This is a genomic window from Abyssisolibacter sp. ZYX002, from assembly GCF_056892235.1.
Window position 1 is genome coordinate 1 of the sequence record NZ_JARMXH010000002.1, and the last position, 15,573, is coordinate 15,573.

14 protein-coding genes are annotated in these 15,573 nt (G+C 31.6%); all 14 read right to left on the minus strand.

Features of this window, described 5'->3' with window-relative positions:
* Positions 1-433: 433 nt before the first annotated feature.
* Positions 434-622, minus strand: a complete 189-nt coding sequence (locus P3X86_RS05975; protein ID WP_483291746.1) for a hypothetical protein — start codon at positions 620-622, stop codon at positions 434-436.
* A gap of 10 nt (positions 623-632) precedes the next feature.
* The gene (locus P3X86_RS05980) at positions 633-908 is read right to left on the minus strand and encodes a hypothetical protein (RefSeq protein ID WP_483291747.1); all 276 of its coding nucleotides are present in this window, start codon (positions 906-908) and stop codon (positions 633-635) included.
* A 461-nt stretch (positions 909-1,369) separates the two neighbouring features.
* Positions 1,370-3,352 (minus strand): sodium-translocating pyrophosphatase, encoded by a 1,983-nt coding sequence (locus tag P3X86_RS05985; protein WP_483291748.1) that lies wholly within the window; start codon positions 3,350-3,352, stop codon positions 1,370-1,372.
* Positions 3,353-3,644: 292 nt separating this feature from the next.
* Complete coding sequence (gene secG / locus P3X86_RS05990; RefSeq protein WP_483291749.1) at positions 3,645-3,875, minus strand: preprotein translocase subunit SecG; 231 nt, start codon at positions 3,873-3,875, stop codon at positions 3,645-3,647.
* Positions 3,876-4,420: 545 nt separating this feature from the next.
* Complete coding sequence (gene eno / locus P3X86_RS05995) at positions 4,421-5,710, minus strand: phosphopyruvate hydratase (RefSeq protein WP_483291750.1); 1,290 nt, start codon at positions 5,708-5,710, stop codon at positions 4,421-4,423.
* An 18-nt stretch (positions 5,711-5,728) separates the two neighbouring features.
* Positions 5,729-7,261, minus strand: coding sequence for a 2,3-bisphosphoglycerate-independent phosphoglycerate mutase (gpmI, locus tag P3X86_RS06000; protein WP_483291751.1), 1,533 nt, complete (start codon positions 7,259-7,261; stop codon positions 5,729-5,731).
* A 46-nt stretch (positions 7,262-7,307) separates the two neighbouring features.
* Complete coding sequence (gene tpiA, locus P3X86_RS06005; protein ID WP_483291752.1) at positions 7,308-8,054, minus strand: triose-phosphate isomerase; 747 nt, start codon at positions 8,052-8,054, stop codon at positions 7,308-7,310.
* 15 nt (positions 8,055-8,069) lie between these two features.
* Entirely contained in the window at positions 8,070-9,263 is a 1,194-nt protein-coding gene (locus P3X86_RS06010) for a phosphoglycerate kinase (RefSeq protein WP_483291753.1), read from the minus strand.
* Between the two features lie 90 nt (positions 9,264-9,353).
* Positions 9,354-10,361, minus strand: coding sequence for a type I glyceraldehyde-3-phosphate dehydrogenase (gene gap, locus P3X86_RS06015; protein WP_483291754.1), 1,008 nt, complete (start codon positions 10,359-10,361; stop codon positions 9,354-9,356).
* Positions 10,362-10,420: 59 nt separating this feature from the next.
* Positions 10,421-11,452, minus strand: a complete 1,032-nt coding sequence (locus tag P3X86_RS06020; protein WP_483291755.1) for a sugar-binding transcriptional regulator — start codon at positions 11,450-11,452, stop codon at positions 10,421-10,423.
* 307 nt (positions 11,453-11,759) lie between these two features.
* Positions 11,760-11,912, minus strand: a complete 153-nt coding sequence (locus tag P3X86_RS06025) for a hypothetical protein (protein WP_483291756.1) — start codon at positions 11,910-11,912, stop codon at positions 11,760-11,762.
* Positions 11,913-12,096: 184 nt separating this feature from the next.
* Positions 12,097-12,741: an ABC transporter permease gene (locus P3X86_RS06030; RefSeq protein ID WP_483291757.1), complete on the minus strand. Its 645-nt coding sequence runs from the start codon at positions 12,739-12,741 to the stop codon at positions 12,097-12,099.
* A 3-nt stretch (positions 12,742-12,744) separates the two neighbouring features.
* Complete coding sequence (locus P3X86_RS06035) at positions 12,745-13,584, minus strand: ATP-binding cassette domain-containing protein (RefSeq protein WP_483291758.1); 840 nt, start codon at positions 13,582-13,584, stop codon at positions 12,745-12,747.
* A gap of 1 nt (position 13,585) precedes the next feature.
* Positions 13,586-15,532 (minus strand): ABC-2 family transporter permease, encoded by a 1,947-nt coding sequence (locus P3X86_RS06040; RefSeq protein WP_483291759.1) that lies wholly within the window; start codon positions 15,530-15,532, stop codon positions 13,586-13,588.
* Between the last annotated feature and the right edge of the window lie 41 nt (positions 15,533-15,573).

Here is a 15,573-nt window from a genome sequence, read left to right on the forward strand (position 1 = left end):
ATTACCAATCTTTTTCTGTCATGTCCACTTTTTTTAGCCTGTCCCTCAAACTTAAAACCTTCTTGATGAATTTCCCAATGGACGTGAGCACCTTTTAATGTCCTGTATTTCCAGTATGAGCGACTATATTGCCCTGCTTAACGACTTGTCCCTTGGATAGCTTAGGTATCCTACTAAGTGAGCGAACATAACCCTTGTAGTGCTGTTTACCTCTTCTAAAACCAAATAATTACCTACACCCTTATGACTGCCACCTTGGTTTGCTTTGCAATATTTAACCTTAGCATGACTATTAAAGGTGTTCCCTCGGGGTAAGCAATATCTATACCCCTGTGTTTCTTGTTCCTGCCTGTAAGTGGATGAACTCGCATTCCAAATCGGGATATGTAAATCTGCATTTGGAAAAATCTTCTTCTCTAAATGGAAACAACATCTATTCTACCCCCTTGTTCTTTGGTTGATCTAATGCTGTACTCTTGCCATAATAATAGCCAACTATGGTCGACAGAGCAATGAAGCTTCGAGGAACTTTCTTGTCTGCGTACAAGCAATAAGCTGTAAACAGTATAAAGGCTATTCCCATACTTAAAGCTAACATCTTCCTAACGCTTATATTATTCATAATCTCCCTCCTACTTAAAAACCCCCGAGACTGCTAGAGTCACAAGGGCTGTTATTATTGTTGCTATAAGTAAATCCCACCACTTAGCAGGTTTTTCTTCTATAGCGTTCACACTTTTTTCAATACTGTTCATTTTATCATTCTGATTTTTATTTTGCTCCGTCAAGACTCGTATATTAGCGTTCATTTCTAATAATATCTCTTGATTCTTTTCCACCTTGTCCAGCCTGTGATGTGCTGATTCCGCGGATTGTTCAACTATCGTTACACGTTCGTTTAATTCCATTAAATACACCCCTTTGAATAAAAAAATAACACCTATTGAGGTTAAATATATCTCTTAAATATATTTCATATCAAAAATCCTAGTTGTCTCAAGACGAATGAAGTAAAATGCATTGAAATCTTTTAGGTAGCTCCTACTTGCATTCGCTCCTAGGAATAAGTGATTCACAAGAAATCGTAGATTTCTGTTCTCTACTCATGACTGACAATAAAATTTCAATAACGCAGTAGTTCACCATTTTAAGATCACCCTTAATTAGTTAAAACATAAACTTTTATATTCAAAAAGAGACACCTTATAAAGATGTCTCTTATCATATTTCATATCAAAATTCTTAGTTGTTTCAAAATGAGTAAAGTACAAGGCATTGGAATTTTCGCAGAAAGGAGCGTACTTTTGTACGTGACTGACTAAGAAATTTCAATAACGCAGTAATTTGCCATTTTGAATCAACACTATAATTATATAAACAATGGTGCAAACACTACTGCAACTATAGTCATAAGTTTGATTAAGATATTGATTGATGGTCCTGATGTATCTTTAAATGGATCACCTACTGTATCTCCAACTACTGCTGCTTTATGAGCATCGCTTCCTTTTCCACCGTGATTTCCTTCTTCGATGTATTTCTTAGCGTTATCCCATGCTCCACCTGCATTTGCCATGAATATAGCCATAAGTACACCTGTTACTAATGCACCTGCTAAAAGTCCACCTAATGCTGCTTTTCCTAATAATAATCCTGTAGCTATTGGAGCTATAACTGCTAGTAATCCAGGAATTATCATTTCTTTTAATGCTGCTGATGTACTAATATCAACACACTTCTTGTATTCTGGTTTAGCTTTTCCTTCCATGATTCCAGGTATTTCTCTAAACTGTCTTCTAACCTCTGCTATCATTGAGAATGCAGCTCTACCAACTGCCTTCATAGTTATTGCTGAGAATAGGAATGGTAACATACCACCTATCAATAAACCAGCTATAACTGTTGGCTCTGTTAAGTTTATATTAGTTAACTCTACTGTCTTTGTATATGTTGCAAATAATGCTAGTGCTGTTAATGCTGCTGAACCTATTGCGAAACCTTTACCTATCGCTGCTGTTGTGTTTCCAACTGCATCAAGCTTGTCAGTTATTTTTCTAACTCCGCTTGGTAATTCACACATCTCAGCTATACCACCTGCATTGTCTGCGATAGGACCGTAAGCATCAACTGCTACTGTCATACCTGCTGTTGAAAGCATACCTACTGCTGCAAGAGCTATACCGTATAATCCTGCTACTTGATAAGCTCCAATTATACCACCTGCTATTACTAATATAGGTAATGCTGTTGATTTCATACCTACTGACAATCCAGCTATTATAGTCGTAGATGAACCCATCTCAGAATCTTTAGCTATCTCTTTTACTGGACTATACTCTGTTGCAGTATAGTACTCTGTAATTTTTGCTACTATTATACCTACTGCTAAACCTATTACTATAGCATAAAATGGCTCGTTTTCCCCAAGTAGCTTTTGACTTAAGAAGTAAGCTGCTATTATCGTAATAACCGCACTCACTGCTGTTCCCATGTTTAGCGATTTTTGTGGATTAGAGTTTTCATTTGCTCTAACAAAGAATGTACCAATTATAGATGCTATAATACCTGTTGCCGCTAAAAGTAATGGGAATAATGCACCATTTATGTTTGCTTTATATGTTAATATACCTAATGTTATTGCTGATATTATTGAACCAACATATGATTCAAATAAGTCAGCACCCATACCTGCAACGTCACCAACATTATCGCCAACGTTATCTGCAATAACTGCTGGGTTTCTTGGATCGTCTTCTGGTATACCTGCTTCAACTTTACCAACTAAGTCAGCTCCAACGTCAGCTGCTTTTGTATAGATTCCTCCACCAACACGTCCAAATAACGCTATTGATGATGCTCCTAATCCAAATCCAGTGATTATTGATGGCTCTTTAAATATTAAAAATAATGAACCTACACCAATAAGTCCTAAACCAACAACACACATACCCATAACTGCTCCACCTGAAAAAGCTACAGATAATGCTTTATTCATACCTGATTCTTTAGCTGCGTTTGCTGTTCTAACATTTGCCTTAGTAGCAACTCTCATTCCGATAAATCCTGCTAATGCAGAGAAAATTGCACCCACTAAGAATGATATTGCTGTTTGCCAGCTATTGTCACCCAATGAAACTCCTAGTATAACAAATAATGCAGCTACAAATATTACAAGAGTTTTATACTCTCTAGATAAGAAAGCCATCGCTCCTTCTTGTATATATGACGATATTTCTTTCATTCTATCTGTTCCTACACTAACTTTATTTATACTAGATGCCTTAAATACAGCAAATAATAATGCTATCACACCCACACATGGTGCAATGTACTTTAATGTTTCGTAATTCAACGCTACTCCTCCTTTTGCATTTTAGAATACTTTGACCAAAGCCAAAGTTATCCTTGTTAAATTTTAACCCTATAGGTTTATTAAATTAAAAGACTTTATAATGCCTTTATATAATACTAGATAAAAAGTATTATCTATGTATCATTTAAAAAAGTCTTCATGTTGTAATTCAAGGAAGACTTTTTAAAAGCTATATTAAAAATTAAACATAACACTGCGTTACAAAATAGCTTTTGATATCTATTTTTGGAATACAATCCTTAATTAAAAACCAATCTATTAACATCCAAAACTATTTTATAGCAGTTAACGCTAATGCAGAGATTATAAATATAACTGCGCTAATAGTAGTCATTTTTCCTAATAATGATTCGTAGCTTCTTCCTTTATTTTTACCCCAAATCTTCTCTGCTCCACCAGATATACTACCTGATAAACCAGCACTCTTACCTGATTGTAATAGTACGCTCGCAATTAAAACTAAACTTGATGCAATTATTAAAATATAAAACAAGATTTCCATACTAACTAACACCTCCTAAATTGCAATTAACATACCTATTTTAACATACACATAGTACAAAATCAATTGAAATTACAATAATTTTATATCAAGTTTCTAATAAAGTTACGTAAAGTCTTGTTTGTGGCTTATTTATATAGATTGCCATTTTTCCATTTTTTATTCATTTTATCATTTAATTTCTTCTACAGCAAAATAAGAGAAGCTTACTCCCCTTATCTTGTGTGAATTTAATATAAAGAATAATGAAGGCTGTAAAATAAAACCCCACCTTGATTTCATTTAACAACCACTGAGGAACCATAGTCATTTTTACTGATGATTCCTCTAGAGACTGTTTCAAAATTATTATGAAGCAGTCTCCCAAACTTTTTATATGTTATACTAAATTAATCACAGGAAAAATAATATTTGAATCCTTCTAATTACAATATATCTATCCCTTTTTCACCGTACAACCCAGTACGCTTTCAAAGTCGATAAAATACTGTAATTTAGAAAACTCCATCATATTTATCAATGTTCCATGAATAATTCAGGTTAAATTATTTAATATTATAGAATACATCCATTCCTTTGTATTCGCTAATATCTCCTAACATATCTTCTAATCTTAATAATTGATTATATTTTGCAACTCTATCTGATCTTGAAGGTGCTCCAGTTTTTATTTGACCTGCATTTGTTGCTACTACTAGGTCTGCAATAGTTGTATCTGAAGTTTCTCCTGATCTATGAGATATAACAGCTGTAAATCCAGCTCTTTTTGCCATTTCTATAGCGTCTAGAGTCTCTGTGATAGTTCCTATTTGGTTTAACTTGATTAAGATTGAATTAGCGCTTCCAAGCTTGATACCTTTTGATAATCTCTCTGTATTTGTAACAAATAAATCATCACCAACTATTTGAATCTTGTCACCAAGCTTATCAGTCATCAATTTCCAACCATCCCAGTCATCTTCACTTAGACCATCTTCTATTGAAATTATAGGGTATTTAGCCACTAAATCAGCATAGAACTCAACCATTTCTTCTGCTGATAACTTTCTACCTTCAGCTTCTAAATTATATGTCTTTGTTTCTTCATCATATATCTCTGTAGCTGCTACGTCAAGTGCTAACTTTACTTCTTCTCCTGGCTTGTATCCAGCTTTCTTGATAGCTTCTACTATTGTAGCTAATGCTTCTTCATTTGATGTCAAGTTTGGAGCAAATCCTCCCTCATCACCTACTGCTGTATTTAAACCTTTTGATTTTAATACTGTTTTTAGATTATGGAATATTTCAGCGCCCATTCTAAGTGCTGTAGCCCAGCTATCAGCTCCAACAGGCATTACCATAAACTCTTGGATATCTACATTGTTATCAGCGTGCTTTCCACCATTTAATATGTTCATCATAGGTACAGGAAGTGTTTTAGCATTTACTCCACCTAGATATTGATATAACTCTAAACCTACAAATTCAGCAGCAGCTTTTGCAGCAGCCATTGATACTCCTAATATTGCATTTGCACCAAGTTTACCTTTATTGTGTGTTCCATCAAGCTCGATCATCAATTTGTCTATACCTACTTGATCTCTAACATCCATTCCTATAACTTCTGGTGCTATTATATCATTAACGTTGTCTACTGCATTTAAAACGCCTTTTCCTAAATATCTTTCTTTATCACCATCTCTTAACTCAACTGCTTCAAATGCTCCTGTAGAAGCACCTGATGGTACAGCAGCTCTTCCAAATGATCCGCTTTCTGTCATTACCTCTACTTCAACTGTTGGATTTCCTCTTGAATCTAGTATCTCTCTTGCATAAACGTCTGTTATTATACTCATTTTGTTTGCCTCCCTCTGTTATTTAATAATTATACTTTTACCTGTCATTTCTTCAGGTTTATCTTCATCCATCATATCTAATAATGTAGGTGCTATGTCTGCTAGTATTCCATCTTCTCTAAGCTTAACATCACCTTCACCAATTACTATACACGGTACTGGGTTTGTAGTATGTGCTGTTACTTTACTACCGTCATCATTCAACATCTTCTCTGCATTACCGTGATCTGCTGTTATTATTGTTTTACCATGTTTTGAAATAATCGTTTTAACTATTTCTCCCAAACATGTATCTACTGCCTCCACTGCTTTAACTACAGCTTCTATGTCACCTGTATGACCTACCATATCTGTATTTGCAAAATTGAGTATGATTAAATCATATTTATCTTTATTTATTTGCTCTATAAGTTTATCTTTAACTTCATATGCACTCATCTCTGGCTTTAAATCATAAGTAGCAACTTTTGGTGATGGTATCAATATTCTGTCTTCACCTTCATTAGGTTTTTCTACTCCACCATTGAAAAAGAATGTAACATGTGCATATTTTTCTGTCTCTGCAATCCTTAGTTGCTTGTAGCCTTGCTTGCTCACATACTCGCCAAGTGTGTTAATATGCTTTTGAGGTTTATAAGCAACCTCTACTCCCTTAATTGTCTTATCATACTCCGTCATGCAAACAAAGAATACATCTACTGTTTTGCTTCTCGTAAATCCTTCAAAGTCTTTATCAACAAATGCTCTTGTTATTTCTCTAGCTCTATCTGGTCTAAAATTAAAGAATATTATTGAATCTTTATCATCTACTAAACCAACTGGTTTATTATTATTGTATATAGTAGTTGGGACTACGAACTCATCAATAACACTTTCTTCATATGATTTATTGATAACTTCATCTGATGAATAGCCCACGTTACCTGTACCTATCACCATGGCTTCATAAGCCTTCTGCACTCTATCCCATCTATTATCTCTATCCATTGCATAATATCTACCTGAAATACTAGCTATAGTTCCTACTCCAATTTCCTTCATCTTTTCTTCTAAATCTTTAAGATACTCTTTAGCGCTAGATGGAGCAACATCTCTACCATCTAAGAAGCAATGTACATACACATCGTTCAGTCCCTGTTTTTTAGCTAATCTAAGAAGTGCATATAAATGTTCGCTATGACTATGGACACCTCCTGGTGATACAAGACCCATTAAATGAAGCTTACTATTGTTTTTCTTAGCGTTTTCAATAGCATCTAAGAACTCTTTTTTTGAAAAGAACTCTCCATTTTGTATTGATTTTGTGATTCTAGTTAACGCTTGGTATACAATTCTACCTGAGCCAATATTAATATGTCCAACTTCTGAGTTACCCATCTGTCCTTCTGGTAATCCTACAGAAAGTCCACTTGCACCAAGTTTTGTATGTGGATATTTCTCTAATAATTCATGATAATTTGGAGTTTTTGCTTTTTCTATTGCATTTCCGGGATAATCAGCACCTAATCCCCATCCATCAAGTATTATCAATGCTGTTAAACTTTTAGGCACTATAAACTCCTCCTTCTATCTAAAACACTGAATATTTTAGGTATATTTAAAAATTAATTAACTCTATAAAATCTTGTGATTTTAAACTTGCTCCACCAACTAATGCACCATCTATATCTAATTTGTTCATTATTTCTGTTACATTTGCAGGCTTTACACTTCCACCATATTGTATTCTAACATTTTCTGAAACATCCTCTGAATACATCTCTTTTATAGTTTCTCTTATAAATTCAGCCATTTCATTGGCATCATCACTTGAAGCTGTCTTACCAGTTCCTATAGCCCATATTGGTTCATAAGCTATTACTAATTTTTGAGCATCCTCAGCTTTTATATCTTTTAAGTCTTCTTTTATTTGCGCTTTAACTATATCCTTTTCCTTGCCAGATTCTCTCTCGTCTAATGTCTCTCCTACACAAAGTATAGGGTTAATATTATGCTTTATTGCTGATTTTATTTTATTATTTACTGTTTGATCAGTCTCATTAAAATACTGTCTTCTCTCTGAATGCCCTATAATTACGTAATCTACTCCTATTTCATTTAGCATCAGTGGTGAAATCTCTCCTGTAAATGCTCCACTTTCTTCCCAGTGCATATTTTGTGCACCTAGCTTTAGCTTTGATCCATCTATAGCTTTTTTTACTTCACTAAGACATGTTGCAGGTACACATACAACTGCTTCAACATCTGTTTTGTTAGCTTCTTCTTTTAATATGTTAACAAGCTCTAAAGCTTCTTTTATCGTTTTATTCATTTTCCAGTTTCCTGCGATAATTGGCAATCTCATAGCTTCTTTCTCCCCCTATTTATCATCTATAGCTACTATAGCAGGTAGCTCTTTACCCTCAAAGAATTCTAATGATGCTCCACCACCTGTTGATATATGAGTCATCTTATCTGCTAATCCACTATTTTCTACTGCTGCTGCACTATCTCCACCGCCTATTATTGTAACAGCGTCAGCTTCTGCTAGAGCCTTTGCTACTGCATTTGTACCATCTGCAAAGTTCTCCATCTCAAATACTCCCATAGGGCCGTTCCATATAACTGTTTTAGCATCTTTTATGATTTCACTAAACATTTTTATTGTCTTAGGTCCTATATCTAGTCCCATCATATCATCTGGTATATCATCTGACATTACAACTTTTATCTCAGTATCATTTTTGAATTCTTTAGCTGCAACAGTATCTACTGGTAATACTAAATTTACATTCTTAGCTTTTGCTTTTTCTATTAACTCTTTGGCAAACTCAACTTTATCTTGCTCTAATAGTGACGTACCAATCGAATATCCTTTCGCCACTAAGAAAGTATAAGTCATACCTCCACCTATCAATATAGAATCTGCTTTATTTAATAAGTTCTCTATTACTGATATCTTGTCTGAAACTTTTGCTCCTCCAAGTATTGCAACAAACGGTCTCTCAGGGTTTGCCATTGCTTTACCCATTATGTCAACTTCTTTTTTAACTAGAAATCCTAATGCTGACTCTAATATATTGCTTACTCCTACATTTGATGCATGAGCTCTATGTGCTGTACCAAAAGCATCGTTTACGAATAAATCTGCAAGTGATGCAAGTTCTTTTGCAAACTCTTCACCGTTTTTAGTTTCTTCTTTTCTAAATCTTGTATTTTCTAATAATACTATATCTCTTTCATGCATAGCCTCAACTGCATTTTTTGCATTTTCCCCAACTACATTATCGTCAGCTGCAAATTTAACTTCTTTTCCTAATAATTCAGATAATCTCTTTGCTACAGGCTCAAGGCTGTATTTTTTATTTGGTTCTCCTTTAGGTCTTCCTAAATGAGACATAAGTATAAGCTTTCCACCTTGCTCTATAATATATTTAATAGTTGGAAGTGCACCAAGTAGTCTAGCATCGTTAGTTATTTTTCTCTCATCATCCATTGGAACGTTGAAATCGCACCTTATAAGGACTTTTTTGCCTTTTAAATCCAAATCTTCTACTGATTTTTTATTTAACACATTACCACTCCTTTTCTGTGATCTCTGTATTTATAATATGAAATACTTAGAAGCGGGGCTGTTATATTACAGCCCCAACCTTTGTTATATTTATAATCCTTTTTTATTTATAAAGCATACTAAATCAACAACTCTGCAAGAGTAACCCCACTCATTGTCATACCAAGAAACTATTTTAGCCATATTATCTATAACCATTGTTGATAATCCATCAACGATTGAAGAACGACCATCTTTTCTGTAGTCTATAGATACTAAAGGCTCATCTGAATAACCTAATATACCCTTCATTTCGCCTTCTGCTGCTTCTCTAAATGCATTGTTTATTTCCTGTGCTGTAGCAGGCTTTTCTAATTCAAATACAACGTCTACTACTGAAACTGTAGGAGTTGGAACTCTCATAGCCATACCGTTTAATTTTCCTTTTAATTCTGGTATAACTAATGCTACTGCTTTAGCTGCACCTGTAGTCGTTGGTATAATTGATTCTGCTGCTGCTCTTGCTCTTCTTAAATCTTTTTTGTGGTTTGCATCTAGTATATTTTGATCATTTGTGTATGAATGAACTGTTGTCATAAGACCTTTTTTAACTCCAAACTTCTCAACTACTACTTTAGCAAATGGAGCTAAACAGTTTGTTGTACATGATGCATTTGAAATAATGTTGTGTTTTGCTGGATCATAGTCATTTTCGTTAACACCCATAACTATTGTAACATCTTCTTCTTTTGCAGGAGCACTTATTACAACTTTCTTAGCTCCAGCTTTTAAATGCTTGCTTGCATCTTCTCTTTTTGTAAATAATCCTGTACACTCTACTACTACGTCTATTCCTATTTCTCCCCAAGGTAAGTTTGCTGGATCGTATTCTCCATAAATTTTTATTTCTTTACCGTTGATTACTAATTTGTCTTCATCAACTTTAACTTCACCATCAAATTTACCAAAACATGAATCATATCTAAATAAATGTGCTAAATTATCAATCTTTCCAGGGTTGTTTATTGCTACTACGTTAAAATCCTCTACATTATTCTCTAATGCTGCTCTAAGCACGTTTCTACCTATTCTTCCAAAACCATTAATTGCTACCTTCATTGTAACTCCTCCTCATTTTAAATATATTATATTAAAAGCACTTTGGCTTTACTATCACTCTAAATCTCTAATATTTTTCTTGCTGTTCCCTCGTCTGTTACTATAGTCATATCTTCTCTTAGCGTTGATATAGCAATGATGGACTCAGCTTTCTTTGTTCCACATGCAACACCTATTATTGAGGGTATCTTCTTAAAATCTTCTAATCCTAATCCAAATGTATTTGACTCCATTTTTATTTCGCCATTTATATCGAAATAATATCCAAATGCTTCGGCTACTGCTTCATTTTCTTCTAAATAATTAAGTGTATCTTTATTTAGTTTTCTTCTTCTAGCCATATCATCTGCTCTACCTATTCCGAAAACTAATATGTCAATCTTTTTTGTTAGGTTGTTAAGTTCTTTTATTTCATCTATCTGTAATAATGTTTCCAGTGCTTCTTTGCCTATATTATCAGGTACATGTAATAATTTATATGCACCATTTAGCTTACCTGCCAGTTTAGCTGCTATATTGTTTGACTGTGTCTCTAAGTTTTTCCCTATGCCACCTCTGACTGGAATAACTAATAAATCTTTATCTTTTTTTGACTCTTTCATTTCTTCTGCTAGTTCTGCCATAGTCGTACCACCTGTTACACCTATGATACATTCATTGTCATGATTTCTCTCTATCAGCTTACTTAAATGATTTGCACCTGTTCTGCAGACATCTTTAAATATAAGCTCTTCTGTGTCAATATCACCAGGTGCTACTATAACATTTCTAACTCTTAGTTTTACTTTTAAAGCTTCTTCTAGTCCAGCTATATCTTTAAGATTATGTATAAAATCCTTTAACTGGTCTATAATTTTTTTTCCTTCTTCTGTTACATTCATACCCATTGATTTTATATCTATTAATCCTTGCTTTTTTAAGAGGTTGACCTCAGTTCTTACAATCCTCTCTCCCATTTCAAGATTATTTGCAAGACCTCTTCTACCTATTGGTTGATTATAGTAAATATTTCGAAGTATTTTATATCTTTTCTCAAGTAAATCTATCATTTCAGGTAATACCTTTTTTTGAAGCTTTAATATATTATCCATAAAACCGCCCCTTAATTAGCAAACTTATAAATCCATGGGTCAAAATACTTATCTACAATCCAACATATATTATTTGTATTTCTCATATAATTCATACATATGTTGTATGGTTGGTATGTTTTTTGTCCATAGGGATAAATTATGTCCCGATAGATTCAAAAAAATATTTCCTCACACCCATATTATAAGTTATAAGTTTATAAATATCAATAGTTTTTGGAATCTTTTTTGTACAAGCTGAATGTTTAAATATTATATTGTATTATAAAGCAATCAAAACTATAGTATAACTTTTTAAAAAGCTATACTACACTTCTTCATATATTATCATAGCATAATGGTAATACATCCATTTCCATTTTATCTCTTTTACTTTGATTTTATCTTTATTCTCTGTTAAAAAGTTATTTACTTTATCTTCAAATATTTTTTCACTCGCACAAATTAATTTGATTTTCATAGTTAACCCACCTTTATAGCGCAATAATCTTATATACAAAAATATGCTATATTTATATTTATATTAAAATACAATACAATTATATCATAAGTAATAAATTATACAACGTTAATTAGGTAGTAGTATTTTTTTGTACATCTTTTTATATATTGTAAAGGGTACTTATCCACTACGATAAAGTTAGTTAATAATAGTATCTTTTATTTTTATACACTCCAATTATAAGAAAAAACACTGATACAGTTATAATCACTATATATTTTGAAAGTACGTTTGAAAAAGCTTCTCCAAATCCATATTCAAATATGCTAATGTATTCTGCAAATTTTGAATCAATATACATTACAACTAATTCATATAACAGTAAAAACATAAAACTTATAGTAGTAGATTTTATAGTATATATTAGCATATAAGTTGCTGATACAAAGAAAAAGCATTGAATAAAAGTTTTCAAAAATTCTACCCAAATACTATCCCATAAGAAACTATACCCGATAAACAATATACCAACATGGATAATATACCATAGAAATAATATAAATATATCAAATATCTTTATTTTAATTTTCTTATCAAAACAGTATAATAACTCATTGCCTTGTCCTTCTATGTATTCTCTAAAAACAAATATAATCCACCATATTGAAAATAAAGGTATGAATTTCTCATTTTCTCTAAATACCATAATATAAGAATTCTCTATACCTTTATTCATGCATATAATGCCAAAATCTAGTATAGGTAAAAAAACATACAATATAGTTACAGGCACAAAATAATAGTATCTAAGATTTTTTAATGATAAGTATATTAATTTAAAATTCATAGTTTATATTCCCTTTACTAAGCACATATATCCATCTTCTACATTAGGATTTACTTTACGATATCCTTCATGCTGCACTTTCGAAAGCACTCTAGCATACCTTTGTCCATCTATTAAAAATGTTTTTTCTATATAACTGCCATTTGCTATGTTTTCTTGCTTTGCTTCGTATACTTTATCTCTTGCTACGTCTGTAATTTCTTTACTAGTTCCTGTTTTCAGTATCTTCCCATTATACATAATAGCTATTTTGTCACAACAAGCTTCTACATCTTCTACTATATGAGTTGATATTATGATACTCTTATTTTGCTTTAAGTTTATCAACATTTTTTTAAATCTTATTCGTTCTTCAGGATCAAGTCCAACAGTTGGCTCATCAAGTATTATAATTTCAGGATTACCTAGTACTGCTTGTGCAATACCAAGTCTTCTAATCATACCTCCTGATAATGTAGATACTTTTTTATTGATTTCTTCAACTAAATTGACCTTTTGTAAACTTTCTTTAATGCTAATATCCATTTTTTCTTTTTGTATTTTTTTTAAAGCACAAAAATACCTAAGATTATCATATACAGTCAATTCTTTAAACAATCCAAATTTTTGTGGTAGATATCCAATATTGTTTAAATATCTTGAATCATTGTTAATATCTATTCCATTGTATTTTATATACCCTTTTTTTATAGGATACAAATTAACCATACTTCTCATCAATGTTGTTTTCCCTGAACCGTTCGCTCCTAACAATCCATATAATTGCTTATCAAAATTTACTGAAATATTGTCTAATGCTTTCTTCTTTTTAAAAGTTTTAGTTAATCCAAGTATTTCTATCATTCTATTTGCCTCCTGCTTTTAAGTTCTCAATAAACATCAAAGAAGTACTGTTATCATTTTTATCTATTAAAAAATCATAAGTGCTTTTTAGTACAAATTCTTCTCCAAATTGTTCAATTTTCTCTAAGAATAAATTTAATACTTTTAAATCCTCATTGTTTTCCAGTTGTTTTTTTGGTGTCTTTAAAATGCTATTTTTATATAAAATATAATCAAATAGTACTGTTCTAAGCTTTACTTTCTTTATGTGCAAAGGGATATCAGCTTGCAAAAAACTATATGTTAATATTTCTTTATCCAAACCGAATACAAAAACATGATCTTTAAAGCTTACAAGTCCATTATTGAGTATTCTATAATGCATAGGATCAGGAATTTGGAAAACTTTTTTATCTGAAATATTAAGATCATTATTGTTAGTATTTTCTTTTATGTATGTACTCAATATCTCTTTTATATTTGATAAATTTGCAGTATCTAGTTTTTCTAAGATTAAACTATAATAAGTAATATCTTCTATTTTTTCTTCGTTAACAAATCCTCCTACTAAACTAATAGCTTGAGATTTTCCTTCAAATATGTTGTTTTCTTCTCTTTTTAAGTTAGAGTATATCTCCAAATCAGATTCTATTGACACTTTAAACTGAGCATCTTTATTTCTTATTATCGGTATAAATGAACCTTCACTTTTTAAATAAACTCTTTTATAGCCTTCTATTGGATAGTATGGAAAACACCCAGGAAGCAATACCCCTTGAGTATTACTATAAAAAACAGGACTATATCCACTATAACTAAACTCAACTTTTTCTAGTTTTCTACCAGTATTATTATGTATCTCTATATAATCTCCTTCACGTTTATAGCTTAATTCATTATTATCTTTATCTAATATCTTATTGATTTTATAATTTCTGTATAGTGTAAATTTATAACTTTTTAGAGGTCTTTCTTCTTCTAGTAAAATTGTTACTTTACTTGTTAATTGTTTTTTTATAATCAACTCCATCTCATAGGACGATATGTTAAAATGTGCCTTTTCACTCTTTTGAACATCTTTCAAATAATATATTTCATCAAAAGCAGTAAAATTTTTAGGATTATAATCTTTATTTACAATACAACTTGGCTCTGTAAAAGATTTTAAGTTTAATAACGAAAATAGTATCAATGCTATAGATACATACTTTATTATTTTGATTTTGCTGTTATTTAGTCTTAATAAAGCAAATGCGCTTAATACTCCTATCCAAAAAAAAGTAATATTCCATCGATGAGCTTCTAAAGCTAATCCATATAACTTATCTGCAGACCAATCCAAATTTGGAGGTAGAATATCAAATAACTCTCTAAATGGATAAATATTAAACTCAAAACCCATAAACAAAATATATGGAATAGAGTCAAATATAGGACTAATCAAAACAGTTAATAAAATCATGGTAAGATATGCACTAAATTTATTTAAATATAGTGATATAAATGTTGAAAGGCAAATCGCTAAAATGGACACTAAAAAAATATTCAAAAATATATTTGAAAATATGTGATATATATAAGGTTTATAATGCATATTATTTGTAATGCATGCTATGATGTTATATAAAACCGGAATAATCGTCATGAATACTACAAACGCTACTAATACTGTTATTTTAGATAAGTACACTTTTAATTTTCCGTTATGAAGTGCTGAAAAGCATTCGACTATATTGTTTCTTCTACTTTTTATTAGAAACTCATATGTAATGAACACAAAAAAAATAAAATAGAATATACTTAAACTTTGACTTTGTTTTAAATAATATATTACATCTTTATGTATGTCTAATTTTTCTAAAGCTTCTAACAATCGGAAGTTTACTAAAGCGAAAAAAAATAAAACTCCTATAGCTAAATACTTAATCTTTAAAAAAAGTTTCAAATTATATTTTATTAATGTAATCATTTATAGTCTCCTTTTTATTTATGGTAGTAGTTATGAGAAGA

Bases quoted from the DNA above. Each gene is read 5' to 3' on its own strand.
- tpiA (WP_483291752.1), bottom strand. From the start codon at position 8,054: ATGAGATTGCCAATTATCGCAGGAAACTGGAAAATGAATAAAACGATA.
- P3X86_RS06035 (WP_483291758.1), bottom strand. From the start codon at position 13,584: ATGATAGAAATACTTGGATTAACTAAAACTTTTAAAAAGAAGAAAGCA.
- P3X86_RS06025 (WP_483291756.1), bottom strand. From the start codon at position 11,912: ATGAAAATCAAATTAATTTGTGCGAGTGAAAAAATATTTGAAGATAAA.
- P3X86_RS06040 (WP_483291759.1), bottom strand. From the start codon at position 15,532: ATGATTACATTAATAAAATATAATTTGAAACTTTTTTTAAAGATTAAG.
- eno (WP_483291750.1), bottom strand. From the start codon at position 5,710: ATGAGTATAATAACAGACGTTTATGCAAGAGAGATACTAGATTCAAGA.
- P3X86_RS06030 (WP_483291757.1), bottom strand. From the start codon at position 12,741: ATGAATTTTAAATTAATATACTTATCATTAAAAAATCTTAGATACTAT.
- P3X86_RS06020 (WP_483291755.1), bottom strand. From the start codon at position 11,452: ATGGATAATATATTAAAGCTTCAAAAAAAGGTATTACCTGAAATGATA.
- P3X86_RS05975 (WP_483291746.1), bottom strand. From the start codon at position 622: ATGAATAATATAAGCGTTAGGAAGATGTTAGCTTTAAGTATGGGAATA.
- P3X86_RS05980 (WP_483291747.1), bottom strand. From the start codon at position 908: ATGGAATTAAACGAACGTGTAACGATAGTTGAACAATCCGCGGAATCA.
- secG (WP_483291749.1), bottom strand. From the start codon at position 3,875: ATGGAAATCTTGTTTTATATTTTAATAATTGCATCAAGTTTAGTTTTA.
- gap (WP_483291754.1), bottom strand. From the start codon at position 10,361: ATGAAGGTAGCAATTAATGGTTTTGGAAGAATAGGTAGAAACGTGCTT.